This is a genomic window from Streptomyces sp. NPDC091412 (genome assembly GCF_044756885.1).
Lineage (GTDB): Bacteria > Actinomycetota > Actinomycetes > Streptomycetales > Streptomycetaceae > Streptomyces.
Map to the genome: position 1 here is coordinate 423,261 of NZ_JBIVTV010000003.1, position 17,804 is coordinate 441,064.

At 73.8% G+C, this 17,804-nt stretch carries 15 protein-coding genes; 9 read left to right on the plus strand and 6 right to left on the minus strand.

The features are described 5' to 3' along the window. Positions 1 to 55 precede the first annotated feature (55 nt). From rsgA to ACIQMV_RS10000, 3 genes are all read left to right on the plus strand, one after another. On the plus strand, positions 56 to 1,186 hold the full coding sequence (gene rsgA, locus ACIQMV_RS09990) for a ribosome small subunit-dependent GTPase A (protein ID WP_402592258.1): 1,131 nt from the start codon (positions 56 to 58) through the stop codon (positions 1,184 to 1,186). Positions 1,187 to 1,322: 136 nt separating this feature from the next. Further along, entirely contained in the window at positions 1,323 to 2,723 is a 1,401-nt protein-coding gene (locus tag ACIQMV_RS09995; RefSeq protein ID WP_402592458.1) for an AlkA N-terminal domain-containing protein, read from the plus strand. After that, entirely contained in the window at positions 2,720 to 3,238 is a 519-nt protein-coding gene (locus tag ACIQMV_RS10000; RefSeq protein ID WP_402592259.1) for a methylated-DNA--[protein]-cysteine S-methyltransferase, read from the plus strand. The genes ACIQMV_RS09995 and ACIQMV_RS10000 overlap by 4 nt, the downstream gene beginning before the upstream one ends. A gap of 38 nt (positions 3,239 to 3,276) precedes the next feature. Here ACIQMV_RS10000 and ACIQMV_RS10005 read toward each other — a convergent pair whose 3' ends face one another. After that, positions 3,277 to 4,266 (minus strand): helix-turn-helix transcriptional regulator, encoded by a 990-nt coding sequence (locus ACIQMV_RS10005; protein WP_402592260.1) that lies wholly within the window; start codon positions 4,264 to 4,266, stop codon positions 3,277 to 3,279. Between the two features lie 459 nt (positions 4,267 to 4,725). Here ACIQMV_RS10005 and ACIQMV_RS10010 point away from each other — a divergent pair, with 459 nt between their 5' ends. The 3 genes from ACIQMV_RS10010 (at position 4,726) to ACIQMV_RS10020 (ending at position 9,407) form a co-directional block, all read left to right on the plus strand. Next, complete coding sequence (locus ACIQMV_RS10010; RefSeq protein WP_402592261.1) at positions 4,726 to 6,957, plus strand: protein phosphatase 2C domain-containing protein; 2,232 nt, start codon at positions 4,726 to 4,728, stop codon at positions 6,955 to 6,957. 65 nt (positions 6,958 to 7,022) lie between these two features. Then, positions 7,023 to 8,765, plus strand: coding sequence for a pyruvate dehydrogenase (locus tag ACIQMV_RS10015; RefSeq protein ID WP_402592262.1), 1,743 nt, complete (start codon positions 7,023 to 7,025; stop codon positions 8,763 to 8,765). Between the two features lie 135 nt (positions 8,766 to 8,900). Further along, entirely contained in the window at positions 8,901 to 9,407 is a 507-nt protein-coding gene (locus ACIQMV_RS10020) for an ATP-binding protein (protein ID WP_402592263.1), read from the plus strand. A gap of 65 nt (positions 9,408 to 9,472) precedes the next feature. Here the strand turns inward: ACIQMV_RS10020 and ACIQMV_RS10025 are convergent, their stop codons facing one another. Beyond that, positions 9,473 to 10,510, minus strand: coding sequence for a DUF2637 domain-containing protein (locus tag ACIQMV_RS10025; protein WP_401779119.1), 1,038 nt, complete (start codon positions 10,508 to 10,510; stop codon positions 9,473 to 9,475). A gap of 326 nt (positions 10,511 to 10,836) precedes the next feature. After that, on the minus strand, positions 10,837 to 11,670 hold the full coding sequence (locus ACIQMV_RS10030) for a (2Fe-2S)-binding protein (protein ID WP_402592264.1): 834 nt from the start codon (positions 11,668 to 11,670) through the stop codon (positions 10,837 to 10,839). Positions 11,671 to 11,843: 173 nt separating this feature from the next. Here ACIQMV_RS10030 and ACIQMV_RS10035 point away from each other — a divergent pair, with 173 nt between their 5' ends. Beyond that, positions 11,844 to 12,692: a GntR family transcriptional regulator gene (locus ACIQMV_RS10035; protein WP_402592265.1), complete on the plus strand. Its 849-nt coding sequence runs from the start codon at positions 11,844 to 11,846 to the stop codon at positions 12,690 to 12,692. A gap of 60 nt (positions 12,693 to 12,752) precedes the next feature. On the opposite strand, the gene ACIQMV_RS10040 is transcribed toward ACIQMV_RS10035, so the two are convergent. The 3 genes from ACIQMV_RS10040 to ACIQMV_RS10050 form a co-directional block, all read right to left on the minus strand. Further along, on the minus strand, positions 12,753 to 13,253 hold the full coding sequence (locus ACIQMV_RS10040) for a DUF2231 domain-containing protein (protein ID WP_390873498.1): 501 nt from the start codon (positions 13,251 to 13,253) through the stop codon (positions 12,753 to 12,755). Positions 13,254 to 13,381: 128 nt separating this feature from the next. Further along, entirely contained in the window at positions 13,382 to 14,155 is a 774-nt protein-coding gene (locus ACIQMV_RS10045; protein WP_402592266.1) for a hypothetical protein, read from the minus strand. A gap of 167 nt (positions 14,156 to 14,322) precedes the next feature. Continuing rightward, complete coding sequence (locus tag ACIQMV_RS10050; protein WP_402592267.1) at positions 14,323 to 15,996, minus strand: PucR family transcriptional regulator; 1,674 nt, start codon at positions 15,994 to 15,996, stop codon at positions 14,323 to 14,325. A gap of 345 nt (positions 15,997 to 16,341) precedes the next feature. Here ACIQMV_RS10050 and ACIQMV_RS10055 point away from each other — a divergent pair, with 345 nt between their 5' ends. Together ACIQMV_RS10055 and ACIQMV_RS10060 are read left to right on the plus strand one after the other, a co-directional pair. Beyond that, positions 16,342 to 17,232 carry an FAD binding domain-containing protein gene (locus ACIQMV_RS10055; RefSeq protein WP_402592268.1) on the plus strand — a complete coding sequence of 297 codons (891 nt, stop codon included), beginning with the start codon at positions 16,342 to 16,344 and terminating at the stop codon, positions 17,230 to 17,232. Beyond that, the gene (locus tag ACIQMV_RS10060; RefSeq protein WP_402592269.1) at positions 17,232 to 17,804 is read left to right on the plus strand and encodes a (2Fe-2S)-binding protein; all 573 of its coding nucleotides are present in this window, start codon (positions 17,232 to 17,234) and stop codon (positions 17,802 to 17,804) included. Before ACIQMV_RS10055 ends, ACIQMV_RS10060 begins: the two co-directional genes overlap by 1 nt.

Here is a 17,804-nt window from a genome sequence, read left to right on the forward strand (position 1 = left end):
ACGCCCGCGCGCACCGTCGCGGGCCGTCGGGGCCGCCCTCGTGAAGGGTTCCCCCTTGCGTTCCTCCGCTTCTTCCGTTCCTTCCGCTCCCTCCGTTCCTTCTTCCGACTCGCCGCATCCTCTCGCCCCCTACGGCTGGGACGAGGGCTGGGAGTCGGTCTTCACCCCGTACACCGCCGAAGGCCTGCTGCCGGGCCGGGTGATCCGCGTGGACCGGGGGCAGTGCGACGTCGTCACCGCCGGCGGTGTGCTGCGCGCCGACACCGCGTTCGTCACCCCGCACGACCCGATGCGGGTGGTGTGCACCGGCGACTGGGTTGCCGTCGAGCCCGGCGGCCACCCGCGCTACGTCCGCACGACGCTGCCGCGCCGCACCGCCTTCGTGCGCTCCACCTCGTCCAAGCGGTCCGAGGGTCAGATCCTCGCCGCCAACGTCGACCACGCGATCGTCGCGGTGTCCCTCGCGGTCGAACTCGACCTCGGCCGCATCGAGCGCTACCTGGCACTGGCCTGGGAATCCGGCGCGCAGCCGCTGATCGTGCTGACCAAGGCCGACCTCGTGCCGGACGCGACGGGGCTGGGGTATCTCGTCCAGGACGTGGAGACTAGTGCGCCCGGTGTGCCGGTGCTGCCCGTCAGCGCCATGACCGGCGACGGGCTCGACGTCCTCCTCGCCGTCGTCTCCTCGGGCACGTCCGTGCTGCTCGGGTCGTCCGGCGCGGGCAAGTCCACGCTCGCGAACGCGCTGCTCGGCGAGGACGTGATGACGGTACAGGCCGCACGGGACGTCGACGGCAAGGGCCGGCACACGACCACCACCCGCAACCTGCTCGCGATGCCGGGCGGCGGCGTGCTGATCGACACCCCGGGACTGCGCGGAGTGGGCCTGTGGGACGCCGAGAGCGGGGTCGGACAGGTGTTCTCCGAGATCGAGGAGCTGGCCGGACGGTGCCGGTTCCACGACTGCGCCCACGACAGCGAGCCGGGGTGCGCGGTGCTCGCCGCCGTCGACGCCGGTGAGCTGCCCCAGCGGCGGCTGGAGAGCTACCGCAAGCTCCTGCGCGAGAACCAGTGGATCGTCGCCAAGACCGACGCGCGGCTGCGCTCGGAGATCCGGCGGGACTGGAAGCGCAAGGGCGCCGAGGGGCGGGCCGCGATGGAGGCCAAGCGGGGGCGGTGGCACTAGCCCGTCACCCGTCACCCGTCATCCGTCATCCCTCATCCGCCATCCGTCATCCGTCATCCGTCACCTGTCATGTCGGCCGCAGTGTCCGATTTCCGCCAGCGGCACCCCCGCGCGGAGGCGGACACTGGACGGCGTGATGGACGAGGACACCAGGTACGAGGCCGTACGCAGCCGGGACGGCCGGTTCGACGGGGAGTTCTTCTTCGCCGTCGACACGACCGGGATCTACTGCCGTCCCAGCTGCCCGGCCGTGACACCCAAACGGCACCACGTGCGGTTCTATCCCACGGCCGCCGCCGCGCAGGGCGCGGGCTTCCGCGCCTGCCGGCGCTGCCGTCCGGACGCGGTGCCCGGCTCCGCCGACTGGAACGTACGGGCGGACGCCGTCGGGCGGGCCATGCGGCTGATCGGCGACGGCGTGATCGACCGGGAGGGCGTCGCCGGGCTCGCCGCGCGACTCGGCTACAGCGAGCGGCAGGTGCGCCGGCAGCTCATCGCCGAGCTGGGTGCCGGGCCCGTCGCGCTCGCCCGTGCCCAGCGGGCGCACAGCGCGCGCGTCCTGCTCCAGACCACGGACCTGCCGGTCACGCAGATCGCGTTCGCGTCCGGGTTCGCCAGCGTGCGGCAGTTCAACGACACGATGCGGTGCGTCTACGCCGCGACCCCCAGCGAGCTGCGCGCCACCGCCCGCAGGGCACGGGGCCGCCGCCCCGCGGCGCCCACCGCCGGGATCCCGCTGCGGCTCGCCCACCGGGGCCCCTACCAGGCCGGCCCCGTCTTCGACCTGCTGGAACGCGAGGCCGTGCCCGGCGTCGAGGAGATCGGCGGCACGCCCGGACGGCGGACCTACCGGCGCACCCTGCGCCTGCCGTACGGCACCGGGACCGCCGCCGTGGACGAGCGCTCCGGCGCGCCACGGGCCGGGTCCGGAGCGCATCCCGGCGGCTGGCTGGAGGCCCGGCTCCACCTGACCGACCCACGCGATCTGACCACGGCCGTGCAGCGGCTGCGCCGGCTGTTCGACCTGGACGCCGACCCGTACGCCGTCGACGAGCGGCTCGGTGCGGACCCGCGGCTGGCCCCGCTGGTCGCCGCCCGGCCCGGCCTGCGCTCGCCGGGCTCGGCGGACCCGCCGGAGACGGCGGTCCGGGCGTTGGTGGGACCGGCGGCCGCCGCGGAGCTGGTACGGCGCTACGGCAAGGCGCTGGACGCTCCCACCGGCACGCTGACCCACCTCTTCCCCGAGCCGGCCGTGCTCGCCGAGGCCGAACCGGACGGCCCCCTGGGCGCCCTGGCCGCCGCCCTCGCCGACGGCACGGTGCGGCTGGACCCGGGGGCCGACCGCGACGACACGCACCGGGCACTGCTCGCCCTGCCCGGCCTGGATCCGGCCGTGGCCGCCGCCATCCGTACCCGGGCCCTCGGTGACCCCGACGTGGCCCCGCCCGGCGCGGACACCCCTGAAAGCTGGCGCCCCTGGCGCTCGTACGCCCTGCGGCACCTGCGTGCCGCCGAAGAGCTGGAGATCACCCCATGACCACGCACACGCACACGCACTCGACGGTCACCGGTACGACCTACTGGACCACCCTCGACAGCCCGCTGTGCCCCCTGCTGCTGACCGCCGACTCCTCCGGGGCGCTGACCTCGCTGTCCGTGCCAGGCCAGAAGGGCGGTCGCGAGGTCCGGGCCGACTGGCGGCACGACGCCGGGCCCTTCCGCGCGGCGGAGGAACAGCTCCGCGCCTACTTCGCCGGTGAACTCAAGGAGTTCCGGCTGCCGTTGCGCACCGCCGGCACCGCGTTCCGGGAGCGGGTGTGGGCCGCCGTCGACGACGTTCCGTACGGCTCGACGACCACGTACGGCGAGATCGCCGCACGTATCGGCGCTTCCCGCGCGGCTGTTCGGGCCGTCGGCGGCGCCATCGGCGCCAACCCGCTCCTGGTGCTGCGCCCCTGCCACCGCGTGATCGGCGCGGACGGTTCCCTGACCGGCTACGCGGGCGGCCTGGAGCGGAAGGTGCGACTGCTCACGCTGGAGGGCGTGCTGTAGGCACCGGCGTGTCAGCCGTGCCCGTAGGCACCGGCGTGTCAGCCGTGCCGCTCGCGGGCCACCCAGCCCCGTTCGTAGGCGTGCCAGCCCAGTTGCAGCCGGGTGCTCACCCCGGTCAGCTCCATCAGCCGCTTCACCCGGCGCTGCACGGTCCGCAGGCCCAGGTCGAGTTGCTTGGCGACGCTCGCGTCGGTCAGACCGGCCAGCAGCAGCGACAGCACCTCCAGGTCGATGGCGTCGGGGCCGTCCCGGTCCTCCTCGGTCACACCGGACGCCCCGAGCCGCAGCGGCAGCGCCTCCCGCCACACCGACTCGAACAGCCCGTAGAGCAGCTCCAGCAGGCCGCTGGCGTGCACGACCAGCGCGGTGGGCTCCGGGGTGTGCGAGGTGAGCGGCACCATGGCGAGCGTCCCGTCGGCGACGACCAGTTTGGTCGGTACGGTCTCGACGACCCGCACCTGCTCGTCGCGGCTGAGCGCGGCGGTCAGCTCCGTGACGCCGTTCGGCTTGTCCAGCACGGCGCGTTCGAGCACCACCCGGTAGCGGACCCCGCGGGCGGCCGCCTGCTCCTCGGCGTGGTTCTCCATCGAGGAGACGGCGATCGGGTTGCCCGTGACCAGCGCGCACACCTCCTCGCTCGCCCCGAGCTGGAGCTGGAGGAAGCGCTGCGCGACCGCGGGGGCGCCGGTGACCACCTCGACCAGATCGTGCACCGCGGGCTCGGAGGCCGCCGCCCGGTACTCCTCGGCGAGCAGCGCGGCGGCCAGCTCCGCCCTCTCCAGCTCGTGGCGGTGCTGGGTGAGCAGTGCGCCCAGCGCCACCCCGGGCGGCGCGGCCACCCAGCGGCCGGGCCGGGCCGAGGACTGGGCCGCGAGTCCGTGCCGCTCGAGACGGCGCAGGGCGTGCTCGGTGTCCCGCTCGCCGAGCATCAACCGCCGTGCGAGATCGGGGACTTCGGCGGCGCCCACGGACACCAGAGCCCGGTACGCCGCCTCGTGTGTCTCGTCCAGACCTATCGCTGCCAGCATCAGCTGCTGTCCCTCCCCTTTCAGACTCCTGGCATCACGTTCCGCGGCGCGTCGGCGGTGGCGGGAAACAGCCACGGCGCAAACCCGCCGCGGCACATCATCGCTGTACCACCGGTCACTCTGACAAGGTGGCGCCACCGAAGCACCGACGGGTGCCCGGTGTCCAGCCATGGACGTGGCCTGCACGGATACGCACCCCGTGCGGGTGGCCGGGGCAACTGACGGCCCCGGCCCGCAGCGTCCGGGCCGGGCACCGCGGGCCGCGTCGGGGCGTTCCGGACGGCGGTGTTTCGGCCGACCGGACCGTGATCCGGACCAGGATCACCCATGTACCGCCGGACGGCTCCTCCGTGGGGGGTGGAGCCGTCCGGCGACTTCGCCGCGCCCCGGGGTGGTTCGGTCCACCGGATTTGCCGATGCCCCGTTCTCACAGGGCCCGTGCGGTGGACAATTGGCGGCATGAGCCAGCAGGGGGGAAGGCCCACCGGTCAAGAGGACGACTGGTGGGGGCAGTTGTACGACGACTCCGCCGAGGACACCGGCCCCGCGGCCGGGGCCGATTCCCTGGACGACCGCTTCGCCTCGGCGTCCGGAACGGTCGACGGCCCCCCGCGGGGCGCGCCGCTACCCACCCCACGCCCACCGGACCCGGCCCCGGACTGGTGGCGCAGCACCCCCGAGGACACGGCGTCGGCAGCCGACCGGGGCTCCGAACCGGCGGAGCCGGCCTCGGGGGGTGCTTGGGGTTCCGGTCCGGGGGAGTCGGAGCGGTCGCCTTGGTCTGCCTCTCGCGCCGAGGGGGAGGCTGCGGAGGCCGACCGGGAGCCCGGGACGGGGACGCCGGAGCGGCCGTCTCAGCCGCCCGTACCGGCCGAAGAGCCGCCTGCAGGGGGCGCTTGGAGTTCCGGGCCGGTGGAGCCGGTGCGGTCGCCTCGGTCGTCCGCGCCGGCTGAGGGGCCCGCCGCGGGGGCGGCTTGGGATTCCGCGCCGATGAAGCCGGCTCAACCGCCCGTCTCCTCCGCGGGGACGGGCGACGGCCGGCCGTCGGGCTCCGCCGAGTCGACCCACCGGGGAGGTACCGGCTCCGGCTCGGGCGGTCCCTCGCCCAGGGACGCCGCCGACCCGGCCGGCCCCGCCGCGAGGCGGCTTCCGTCCACGCCCCCGCCTCCTCCCGCGCCCCCGTCACCTTCTTCGCCTCCGTCCGCGCCCGCAACCGCTTCTCCGCCCCCGTCCACCCCCTCGCCCCCTTCCGCACCTCCGGCCGCCCCTCCACCTCCGTCCGCTTCTCCGCGTTCCTCCGCACCCCCGCCGCCCTCCACTCCCCCCTCCCCGCCGGAGCCTCCATCTGTCGGGGCCGTGGGCGGCTCCGGACGTGAGGTGGGCGGTGGCGAGGCGTACGACCCACCAGCCGCCGGGGAGGCGTACGCCGTATCGGGTGGCGCGGAGGCGGAGGAGGGTCCGGCCGCCGGGGAGGCGCACGCCGCTTCGCGCGGTGTGGAGGAGGCGTACGACGCACCGCCTGGCGTGGAGGCGTACGACGTACCGGCCGCCCGGGAGGCGAACGCCGCAACGGGCGGTGTGGAAGCGCACTCCGCACCTGGCGCCGGTCAGGCGCACTCCGCACCGGCCGCCGGTAAGGCGTACTCCGTATCGGGCGCCGGGGAGGCGCATGTCGCACCGCCCGACGCCGGGGCGCACGTCGCACCGCGTGCCCGGGGTGGCGGCGTTGTCGTCGGGTATGTCGGGGCCCGGCCGCCCACCTACGCGGCCGAGCCCACCGCGTTGCCCGGGGCCGAGCCGGACGGGCTGGACGTCACGGTGCCGGACACCGTGCTGGACGGGGCCGCCTACGGGGCGTGCACGCTGCGGGCGGTGTCGATCCGGGGGGACTCCGCACGGTACCGGGGCGAGTCGCGGCGCGACGCGCTGCTCACCGCCCGCTTCGGCGCGGGGGACCAGGCACTGGTGCTGGTCGCGATGGCGACCGGCGCCCGCGCCACCCCGGGCGCGCACCGCGCGGCCGGCGAGGTGTGCCAGTGGATCGCCGAGGCCGTGGGTCGCAGCCACGCACGGCTGGCCGAGGACATCCGCGCGGCCCGGCGCGGCGACCTGAAGTCGGGGCTGCACCGCCTCACCGACCGCAGCCTCGGCAGACTCCGAGCGGGCGCCGCCGAACAGGGCGTGGAGCCGGAGCAGTACACGGCCACCCTGCGCTGCCTGCTCCTGCCCGCCGACCCCGACTGCCGCGTCCGGGTCTTCTTCGGCGTCGGCGCCGGCGGCCTGTTCCGGCTGCGCGAGGGCGAGTGGCAGGACATCGAACCCGGCGTCGCCGAGACCCCCGGCCACCCCGTGGTCGGCTTCGGCTCGCCGCCGTCCGAGACCCCGGACGGCGACCGGCTCACCATGGACCTCGGCATCACCACCCCGCCGAACCCGTACGACCCGGCCCCGGAACCGCCCCGCGAACCCTTCCGCTTCCGTGCGTCCGTGGCCCAACCGGGTGACACGCTCCTGATGTGCACCGCCGGTCTGGCCGACCCGCTGCGCGGCGAGCCCGAGCTGTGCGCCCACCTCTCGCGACGGTGGTCCGATCCCGCCCCGCCGGGCCTCGCCGCCTTCCTGGCGGACGCCCAGGTGCGGGTCAAGGGCTACGCGGACGACCGTACGGCCGCTGCCGTGTGGGAGGCGTGAGCGTCGGGGCTGTGCCTTCATGGAGGCGGAGGATCCGCGGCAGACCGAAGGGGTGCCCGAGCGCCATGGCCAAGCAGAGCGTCGCAGAGCAGTTCGTCGACATCCTCGTCCGCGCCGGAGTCAAACGCCTGTACGGCGTGGTCGGGGACAGCCTCAACCCGGTCGTCGACGCGGTCCGCCGCAACGCCGCCATCGACTGGATCCACGTCCGCCACGAGGAGACCGCCGCCTTCGCGGCCGGCGCCGAAGCCCAGATCACGGGCCGTCTGACGGCGTGCGCGGGCTCCTGCGGTCCCGGCAACCTGCACCTCGTCAACGGCCTGTACGACGCCCACCGCTCCATGGCCCCGGTCCTCGCCCTCGCCTCGCACATCCCCTCCGGAGAGATCGGCCTCGGGTACTTCCAGGAGACCCACCCCGACCGGCTGTTCGCCGAGTGCAGCCACTACAGCGAGCTGATCTCCAACCCGAAGCAGATGCCCCGGCTGCTCCAGACGGCCATCCAGAACGCGGTGGGCCGCAGCGGCGTCAGCGTGGTGTCGCTGCCCGGCGACATCGCCGCCGAGCCCGCGCCCGAGAGGGCCGCCGAGACCGCCATCGTCACCTCCCGGCCCACCGTCCGGCCCGGCGACGCCGAGATCGACCGGCTCGTCGAGATGATCGACGAGGCCGACAGGGTCACCCTGTTCTGCGGCAGCGGCACGGCGGGCGCGCACGCCGAGGTGATGGAGTTCGCCGAGCGGATCAAGTCCCCGGTCGGGCACGCGCTGCGCGGCAAGGAATTCATCCAGTACGACAATCCGTATGACGTCGGCATGAGCGGGCTGCTCGGCTACGGCGCCGCCTACGAGGCCACCCACGAGTGTGACCTGCTGATCCTGCTCGGCACCGACTTCCCGTACAACGCCTTCCTGCCGACCGATGTGAAGATCGCCCAGATCGACGTCCGGCCCGAGAACCTCGGCCGCCGCTCCAGGCTCGACCTCGCGGTGTGGGGCGATGTGAAGGAGACCCTGCGCTGTCTCGTGCCGCGGGTGCGGGTCAAGACGGACCGGCGCTTCCTGGACCGGATGCTCAAGAAGCACGCGGACTCCCTGGAGGGGGTCGTCAAGGCGTACACGAGGAAGGTGGACAAGCACGTCCCGATCCACCCCGAGTACGTGGCCGCCGTCCTGGACGAAGTGGCCGACGACGACGCCGTGTTCACCATCGACACGGGCATGTGCAACGTCTGGGGCGCCCGCTACATCTCGCCCAACGGACGCCGCCGCATCATCGGTTCCTTCTCGCACGGCTCGATGGCCAACGCCCTGCCGATGGCGATCGGCGCGCAGTTCACCGACCGCGGCCGGCAGGTGGTGTCCATGTCCGGGGACGGCGGCTTCGCCATGCTGATGGGCGACTTCCTGACCCTGGTGCAGTACGACCTGCCGGTGAAGGTCGTCCTGTTCGACAACTCCTCGCTGGGCATGGTGGAGCTGGAGATGATGGTCGCGGGCCTGCCCGCCTACGGAACGGCCATGAAGAACCCCGACTTCGCAGCCGTCGCCCGCGCCTGCGGCGCCCACGGCGTCCGGGTGGAGAAGCCCAGGCACCTCGCCGGCGCCCTGAAGGAGGCCTTCAGCCACAAGGGCCCCGCCCTCGTGGACGTCGTCACCGACCCCAACGCCCTGTCGATCCCGCCGAAGATCAAGGCCGAGATGGTGACCGGGTTCGCGCTGTCGGCCTCGAAGATGGTGCTGGACGGAGGCGTCGGCCGGATGGTGCAGATGGCGCGTTCCAACCTGCGCAACGTGCCCCGGCCGTAGGCCCGTCGGGACAGGGGAGCGCCGGACAACTGGCGTGGGCCATTCCACATGACTGGCCCGCGCCCGACGGGGCATGGATCTCCGTGAACGTGTTCGAACTGGAGGGGAACCGACATCGGCACGCGGACGGGGGCCATGAAGAGGCAGGCACGAGGGGGTGGTCCCGCGACGGTCGGGGCCTCCTCGGCTCGGACGACGGAGGAACACACGCAGAGACCGGCGGGCGGAGAGAGGGACGGCCTCCCGGGACGGCCCGTCCCGCCGCAGCTCAGACGCAGACTGGGGCGGGCCGACCTCAAGGCGGTGCCCGAGGCACGACGGGCGCTGCGCGCACTGCTGCGCCACTGGGGCAGGCCCGGCACATCGGAGGTCGCGGAACTGCTCACCAGCGAACTGGTCACCAACGCGCTCGTCCACACCGACGACGACGCGATCCTGACGGCCACCGTGTCACCGCGCGGACTGCGCGTGGAGGTACGGGACTTCGTGGCCCGCCGGCCCAGACCTCGGACACCGGGGACGGGCGACGGCACCGGCGGCCGGGGCCTGGTCCTGGTGCAGTCCCTCGCGGACACCTGGGGCGTGTGCATGCACGGGGTCGGAAAGTCCGTCTGGTTCGAACTGGGCGCGGACGCCGCGTGAACGGGTGGGGGGCGCGGCCCGCAGGCCGCGCCCCCCACCCGTTCACCGGTCCAGTCGACTCGTTCCTAGCCGAACTGCTGCTCCAGGTCCTTGAGCTTGCGCTCCAGGGAGTCGAGGCGCGGCAGGGCCATTGTGTCGTCCTCCGCGGTGAGGTCGACGGCTGAGCTCTCGGATCCCTTGCGGACGGGCTGAAGGGACGGACGCGCGCGCACGGGAAGCTCCGCCGCCGCTATGGCAGGCTCCGCGGTGACCTGCGTGGAGCCGCGCTCCAGGGCCTGCTGCTCGACGGGCCGGCCACCCCGGCCGATGAAGCCGCGGTGGCCACGGCTGAGCGCCTTCAACTGCGCCCGCTCCATGCGCTCCTGATCGCGACGCAGCCGCCGGTTCTCCGCCTTCTGGCGCTCGTCCTCGCGCACCTCGTCGACCGCCTCGTCCAGGCTCCGCACGCCCTCCAGGAGCATCAGCGACCAGGCCTTGTAGGTCTCGCGCGGCGCCCGCAGCCAGCGGACTATACGGATCTGCGGCAGCGGGCGCGGCACCAGACCCTGCTCGCGCAGGGCGGCCCGGCGGGTCTGCTTCAGCGCGCGATCGAACAGGACAGCGGCCGAGAGCGACATGCCCGCGAAGAAGTGCGGTGCCCCCGCGTGGTCGATGCCCCTGGGCGCGTGCACCCAGTTGAACCAGGCCGCGGCGGCGGCGAACATCCACACGAGTATCCGCGAGCCGAGCGCCGCGTCACCGTGGCTGGCCTCGCGCACCGCGAGCACGGAACAGAACATCGCCGCGCCGTCCAGACCGAACGGCACCAGGTACTGCCAGCCGTCGGTCAGGCCGAGGTTCTGCTCGCCGAAGCCGACCAGGCCGTGGAAGGAGAGTGCCGCGGCCACCGCCGCACAGCAGAACAGCAGAACGTAGGAGGCCGTGCCGTAGATGGCCTCCTTGCGCCTGCGGCGCTCCTCGCTGCGCTCCCACGAGTCGTCCGCGCTCGCGTTCTCCCCGGAGGAGCGCTTGCCGCGCGCGATCACCGCAACCGCCGCCAGCACGCCCAGGAGCAGCACGGCGCCCGGAAGCAGCCAGTTCAGCGATATGTCGGTCAGTCTCATCTGGGGTCCCTTGCATTGGGATAGGGCGTAACGCCCGCCATAGTGGCCCAATCCCGTCGGCCCTCAGGGGTTTTCGGGGCAAGAGGCCGCCAAGGAGGTGCAAGGGGATGCCCGGGGCGGCGTTCTGCTCGAACTGCCGCTTGAGGGGCGGGAGTTGAGTTCGAATAAGACTACCCGTACCGGTGGTTCCGCGGAAAGTTCCCGTGGCAGGTGAGGAATTTGTGAATCACCTGTGACCTTGTGGGTGTCCCAGTCGCGAGTGATCTTACGCGATCGCTGGGGTGCGCCGGACCGTCAGGGCGGTTTCAGTCCGGTGTGACGAGGGCTCAGCCCGCCGCCGTGGCCGTCAGCTTGGCGATCCGGTCCGCGTCGCGGGTGCGCGGGCAGGTGACGCAGAGGTCCTCGGGGCGCACGGTGTAGAACATGCAGCAGCTGGCCCGGTCGCGGGTGGGCAGGGACTCGCCGTCCGGCCCCGTCAGTTCCCGGAAGGCGGCGGAGCCGACGTACGGCCGGGTCGCCCCCGGCAGCAGCAGCTCCAGTTCGCGCACCGCCCGCTCCTGTTCGCCGAGCAGATGGGCGACGTACCAGAGTCCCTCGACGACCTCGTCGGTCGCCATGCCCCACAGGGCGCGCCCGCGCCGCCGCATACGGGGGCCGAATCCGGCCAGTACCGGCTCCAGGTGCTCGGCCACGGCCGAGCGGAGTTCGGCCCGCAGTGCCTCCTCGTCGCGTACGACGCGCGCGCCGGGCAGTGCGGCCGCCGGGTCGCCCGGCAGGCAGGCGAGGGCGGCGGGGCGTACGGCCATGCGGCCGGCGGCCCGGTCGTAGGAGACGTGGGTCACGGGGAGGCGGGGCACCCGGCGGTGCAGGAACCAGGGCACGGTGAACAGCAGGCAGGCGGGCCAGGCGTAGCGGTGCAGCCCGAAGCTCGCCACGACGTCCGGGCGGGCGTGCGTGCCGTAGTCCCGCAGCACCTGGGCGTCGTCCCAGGCCAGGAACGCGTCCAGGCCCCTCCCGCCCGCCGCGAGGGAGGCGGCCGAGGTCCAGCCGCCGCCGTCCGGGACGCTCTCGCCGGGGCCCGTCTCCGTCACCGCGAGTCCGGGGAAGGCCTCGGTGAGGCGGGCGTAGGCGTCCGCTACGGCCGAAGAGGGCACAGGCATGCCGGACCACCGTTTTCACGTTCGATTGTAGGTAAGGCTTACCTTACTTCAGTTGATCGGAATGTGAAGCCTTGGCCTACAGCGCCTAAGGTGCTTGACGGCAGAGCGACAAGCCGCCGTAATGACCCCAAGCACCCCAAGTGCCTCAAGCACCGCGAGCCCGGAGGAGAACCGTGAAGCAGGGCGCACAGGACTCCGCCGGCACTCGGGCCCCCGGGGCCGGCCGGGGCGCCGTGCCTCGCGTGCCGCGCCAGCCGCAGGTCGCGGACCTGCGGCGGGAGCAGGCAGCCGGGGGGCCGCGGCGGGACCAGGAGGCCCCCGGGGCCGCGGACCTCCCTCGGGCGGGCGTCCGCGGCGAGCACACGCACGGCGAACCGCCCGTCCCGCACCCCCGGCCCCTCGTGCGGCGCTCCTCGGTACGCGGCCAGATCCTGCAGGCCCTGCGCACCGCCCTGGTGGCGGGGGAGCTGAAACCCGGCGAGGTCTACTCGGCACCCGCGCTCGGCGAGCGGTTCGGGGTCTCCGCGACCCCCGTACGCGAGGCGATGCAGCAGCTCACGCTGGAGGGCGCCGTGGAGGTCGTGCCCAACCGCGGCTTCCGGGTGATCGAGCGGGGTGACCGCGAGCTCGCCGAACTGGCCGAGGTGCGGGCCCTGCTGGAGGTGCCGGTGATGCTGCGGCTGGCCCGCCGGGTGCCCGTCGAGTGCTGGGACGAACTGCGCCCGCTCGCCGAGGCCACCGTGCGGGCCGCGTCCTCCGGGTGCCGGGCGACCTACGCCGAGGCCGACCGCGCCTTCCATCGCGCGGTGCTGTCCCTCTCCGGGAACGACCAGCTCGTCCAGATCGCCGAGGATCTGCACCGCCGTGCCCAGTGGCCGCTCGTCGGCGGCTCCGCGCGCCCGGCCCGCGCCGACCTCGTCGCCGACGCGGCCGAGCACACGGCCCTCCTGGACGCCCTCGTCGCGCGGGACGTCGACGTGGTACGCGCCCTGGTCGCCGAGCACTTCGCGGGCGCGGACTGAGCAGGCGGTCATGCGGTGCGGGCCGGCGCGCGGTGACACGTGGTGGCGGTGTTCCGCCCGTCAGTCGTCGCCGCCCGACTGCGTGGCCGTCTTCGAGTAGGCGTCGTGCCAGGCGGCCTTCGCGCCCGAGTCGCCGATCCGGTACACGTCGACGACCGCACCCGCGGCCACCACCACGGACAGGACGACCGCGGCGACCCGGAGTACCGAGCCCGCGCGCGTCCCCCCGTCCGGTGCGGGCGTCCGGCGGGATATCCACCAGACGCCGGCCGCCAGCACGAACAGGCCGAGAGCCCACGGGAGCAGTCCGTCACCCAGCTCCGCGTGCCGGCGCACCAGCGCGTCGCCGCTCACATGACGTTCCAGCCACTCCCCGGCCTGCGTGGTCAGCGGCACGCTCACCAGCGTGACCAGGGCGAGCAGTGGCAGCACGAGACCGAGGCGCCGGGCGGCCTGCGGCCACAGGGCGCAGAGCACGAGCGCCAGGGCGCTGAGAGGGACCAGGACGACGACTGCGTGGACCAGCAGCACATGGGCGGGAAGTCCGTTGACCAGGCTCATCGGGCGATCCTCCGGAGCGACCGTGGGGGGTGCGCGCGGACACCGTCGGCCGTCCGCGCGTTGGGGCTGGTCAGCCTGGCACAGCAACCTCTCAGGTTCCTCTGAGAAGCAGTCGCCTCGTGGGTCTCTCAGGCCGTGGCCGCGCCCGGTGTCGGTGGTGCCGGGGTCAACTGCTGGGCCAGCCACGTCGGTACGCCCCCCAGCAGCCGGAACAGCCGTCGTGCCTCCTCGCGCAGGCGGGACGCCTCCGGTTCGGTCTCCGTATCGGCCAGGGAGACCAGGGCCGGCGCGGTGCCGACGAGGTAGCCCAGTTCCTCGCGGATCCGCAGCGACTCGGCGAACCCGTTCCGGGCCTCGGCCAACTCGCCGTCCCGCATCGCCAGTCCGGCCAGGTGGCGCCAGGTGAAGGAGAGCAGCAGCGGATCGGCGTGGGCGATCGCGCCCGCGTGCGCGCGCCGGTACGCGGCGTGCGCGGCCTGCGGGGAGCGGGTGAGGTTCTCGGCGATCAGTCCGCGCCGGAAGTCCAGCAGGGCCCGTCCCGGTACCCCGGGCGGGACCAGCGCCGCGGCCCGGCCGAGCGCCGACCGCGCCTCGTCCGCCCGGTCCCGTACGCCGTGCAGCGTGGCCGCGTAGGCGAGGTACCCGCGTTCACAAGCGGCGGCGCCCCGCTCCTCGTCGGTGTGGGCCAGCGCCTCGGCGGTGCGCAGCGCGTCCTCGGCCTCCTCCCAGCCCGCCTCGGTGTAGAGGCAGCGTTCGACCAGCAGCGCGGTTCTCTGCAGCGCCGCGGCCGCGGTGGCCGACTGGAGCAGCGCCGCCGCGTCGGCCCAGCACGCGCGTGAGCGCAGCCGCCATACCGCGGTCTGGAGTGGATCGTCACCAGGGGTCGTTCCGTTACCAGACATGGCGGTATGCGCCACATTGCCCTCCCCGAGCACGCCATCGAGCCTTGAGTGGTGGCGGCATCTCAGCACGAAATCCGTGGCCCGGCCAAGAGGATGGGTGAAAAATTTCACAAAGTCGTGGGACGGAGGAGGCCGCAGGTGGCGCGCCGTGCCCGTCCGTCGCGGCCTCAACTCATGCGCAGCGCCAGGAAGAAGTCCAGCTTGTCCTCGAGGCGGGACAGGTCACGGCCCGTCAACTGCTCGATACGCCCGACCCGGTAGCGCAGCGTGTTGACGTGCAGGTGGAGCCGGGTGGCGCAGCGGGTCCAGGAGCCGTCGCAGTCGAGGAAGGCCTCCAGGGTGGGGATCAGCTCGGCGCGGTGCCGGCGGTCGTAGTCCCGCAGCGGGTCCAGCAGCCGCGCGGTGAAGGCGCGGCGCACGTCGTCCGGGACGAAGGGCAGCAGCAGGACGTGGGAGGCCAGCTCCTGGTGCCCGGCCGCGCAGACGCGGCCGGTGCGCGCCGCCGCGACCCGCCGGGCGTGCCGGGCCTCCTCCAGCGCCCCGCGCAGCCCCTCGGCCGAGTGCACGGCCGCGCTGACGCCCAGGGTGAGCCGCCCGTCGTCGTCGAGGCCGGCCGACAGCGGGTCGCGCACGGCCTCCAGCAGCGCGTCGGCGAGGATCCCGGTCTCGGAGCCGTCGTGCTCGGCCGAGACGGCCGGGAGCGGGACCAGCGCGACCGCCTCGTCGCCCGTGTGGGCGACGGCGATCCGGTCGGACGGCTCGGGACCGGTGCTGTGGGGGTCGACGAGGATCTCCTCCAGCAGCGACTGGGCGATCGGCCCGCCCTCGTTCTCCCCGTCGTCCCACTCGACCCGGGCCACGACCACCTGCCAGTGCGGGGCCGCCCCGAGGCCGGGCAGCAGCACCGGCGCGGCGACCCTCAGTCGCGCGGCGATCTCCGCGGGCGGCGCGCCGCTCTGCACCAGCTCCAGCACCTCCTGGGCCAGCCGCCTGCGTACCGTGCGGGCCGCGTCCCGGCGGTCCCGTTCGACCGCGATCAGCTGGGTGACGCCCTGGAGCAGATCCAGCCGCTCCTCGGGCCACTCGCCCGCGTCCGCCTCCACGGCCAGCAGCCAGTCCGACAGCACCGTCTCGCGCACGTCCCGCGCGGCCCGCGGGGAGCGGCCGCCGCCGCGGATGGGGAACAGGGAGTACGTCGTCGGGCCCAGCGTCACCCGGTGCGGGCCGCGCCGGCCGGTGCGGGCGGCCGCCAGGTGCTCGGCGGCGAGCCGGGCGCACACGTCGGCGGGCAGCGCCGGGCCCGCCACCTTGGGCCCGGCGATCAGCCGGCCGGTGGGGGAGAGCAGCCAGGCCCGCAGGTCCAGGTCGGAGCCCAGCAGGTCCAGCACCACGTCCGGGCCGCCGCCCGCCGGGCCGGCCGTCATCATCCTGCGGTGGCGCTCCACCACGGCCGCCAGGTCGCCGGCGCGCTCGCCGGACACCTGCCGCACCACGTGCTCGGTGATCGTCGCGAACGCCACCGACTCGTTCACCGCGAACAGCGGCAGCCGGTGCCGGGCGCAGGCCACCACGAGGTCGTCGGGCACGGGCCCCAGTTCGGCCTCACCGGCCGCCAGGGCGGCCACCCCGGCCCGCACCAGGATCCGTACGAACGGCTCGGAGTCGGCGGCGTCCCGGCGCCAGGCGAGCCCCGACAGCACCAGCTCACCGCCGGAGAGGTAGCGGCTGGGATCGCGCAGGTCGGTGGTCATGACACCCCGGACGGTGCGGTCCAGCTCGTCCTCCCCGCCGAGCAGCTTCAGGCCCAGCGCATCGGTGTCCAGCAGTGCGCGCAGCCGCATTCTCGTCGCCGCCGTTCTGTGTCTAGAAAACTACTATGGATCAAGTGGCGAGGGCCCGGCCGCGCGGCCGGGCAGCAGCTCCGCCAGGAGGTGAGTCCGCGTCCCCTCGGCCGCCTCTGTTTCCAGGGGAACCCAAGAGGTTTCTGAAGACCTTGGTTCATACGAATCTACAAGATGCCCGCGCCGACCAGCCAAACCCTTCATGTTTTCGGTGACTGACCGAGCCGGAGCGGTCAACGGTGTACTGACTCCACTCCGCGTAAAAGGGACAGGAACGAGCCGGGCCCGCCGCACACGGATTGGCTCAATCTGTACGACTCACGAGACGGAAGAAGAGAGCCGGTCATGGACTTCCTTCGCCCCACCAGCTGGGAGGAGGCGCTCGCCGCGAAGGCCGAGCACCCCGCCGCTGTGCCGATTGCGGGTGGCACCGACGTGATGGTCGAGATCAACTTCGACCACCGCCGGCCCGAGTATCTGCTCGACCTGAACCGCGTCCCGGATCTCTACGAGTGGGAGGTCGGCGAGGACGCCGTGCGGCTCGGCGCCTCCGTTCCGTACTCGAAGATCATGGAGAACCTGCGGGCCGAGCTGCCGGGCCTGGCCCTCGCCTCGCACACGGTGGCCTCCCCGCAGATCCGCAACCGCGGCGGCGTCGGCGGCAACCTCGGCACCGCCTCCCCGGCCGGCGACGCCCACCCCGCCCTGCTGGCGGCCGGCGCGGAGGTCGAGGTGGAGTCGGTCCGCGGCTCCCGCCGCATCCCGATCGACGCCTTCTACACGGGCGTCAAGCGCAACGCCCTGGAACCCGACGAGCTGATCCGCGCCGTCCACGTCGCGAAGGCCGACGGGCCGCAGCAGTTCTCCAAGGTCGGCACCCGCAACGCCATGGTCATCGCCGTGTGCGCCTTCGGCCTCGCCCTGCACCCGGAGACCCGTACGGTGCGCACCGGCATCGGCTCGGCCGCGCCCACGCCCATCCGGGCCAGGGCCGCCGAGGAGTTCCTGAACGCGGCGCTCGACGAGGGAGGCTTCTGGGACAGCGGGGAGATCATCACCCCTTCCGTCGCCCGGCAGTTCGCGCAGCTGTGCTCCGCCGCCTGCAACCCGATCGACGACGTCCGCGGCACCGCGAGCTACCGCCGCCACGCGGTGGGCGTCATGGCCCGCCGGACGCTCACCTGGACCTGGGAGTCGTACCGCGGCGCCCGCCGAACGAACGAGGGAGCGGCGTGATGCGCGTCAACTTCACCGTCAATGGACGCCCCCAGCAGGCCGACGACGTCTGGGAGGGCGAGTCCCTGCTGTACGTGCTGCGCGAGCGACTGGGGCTGCCCGGCTCCAAGAACGCCTGCGAGCAGGGCGAGTGCGGCTCATGCACGGTGCGCCTGGACGGCGTGCCGGTGTGCTCCTGCCTGGTCGCCGCCGGGCAGGTCGAGGGCCGCGAGGTCGTGACCGTCGAGGGCCTGGCGGACTACGCCAGGCAGCGGTCCTGCGGCACGGGCTCCTGCGGTACGACGCTGGAGGACGCCCAGCGGTGGCAGCCGCGGGGCGCCGGCGCGCAGACCGGCGTGGAGGGCGAACTCTCGTCGGTCCAGCAGGCGTTCATCGACGCGGGCGCCGTCCAGTGCGGATTCTGCACCCCGGGCCTGCTGGTCGCCGCCGACGAGATGCTGGAGCGCAACCCCAACCCGACCGACGCGGACATCCGCGAGGCCCTGTCGGGCAATCTGTGCCGCTGCACGGGCTACGAGAAGATCATGGACGCGGTCCGCCTGGCGGCCGCCCGGCAGTCCGAGGGGGTCTGA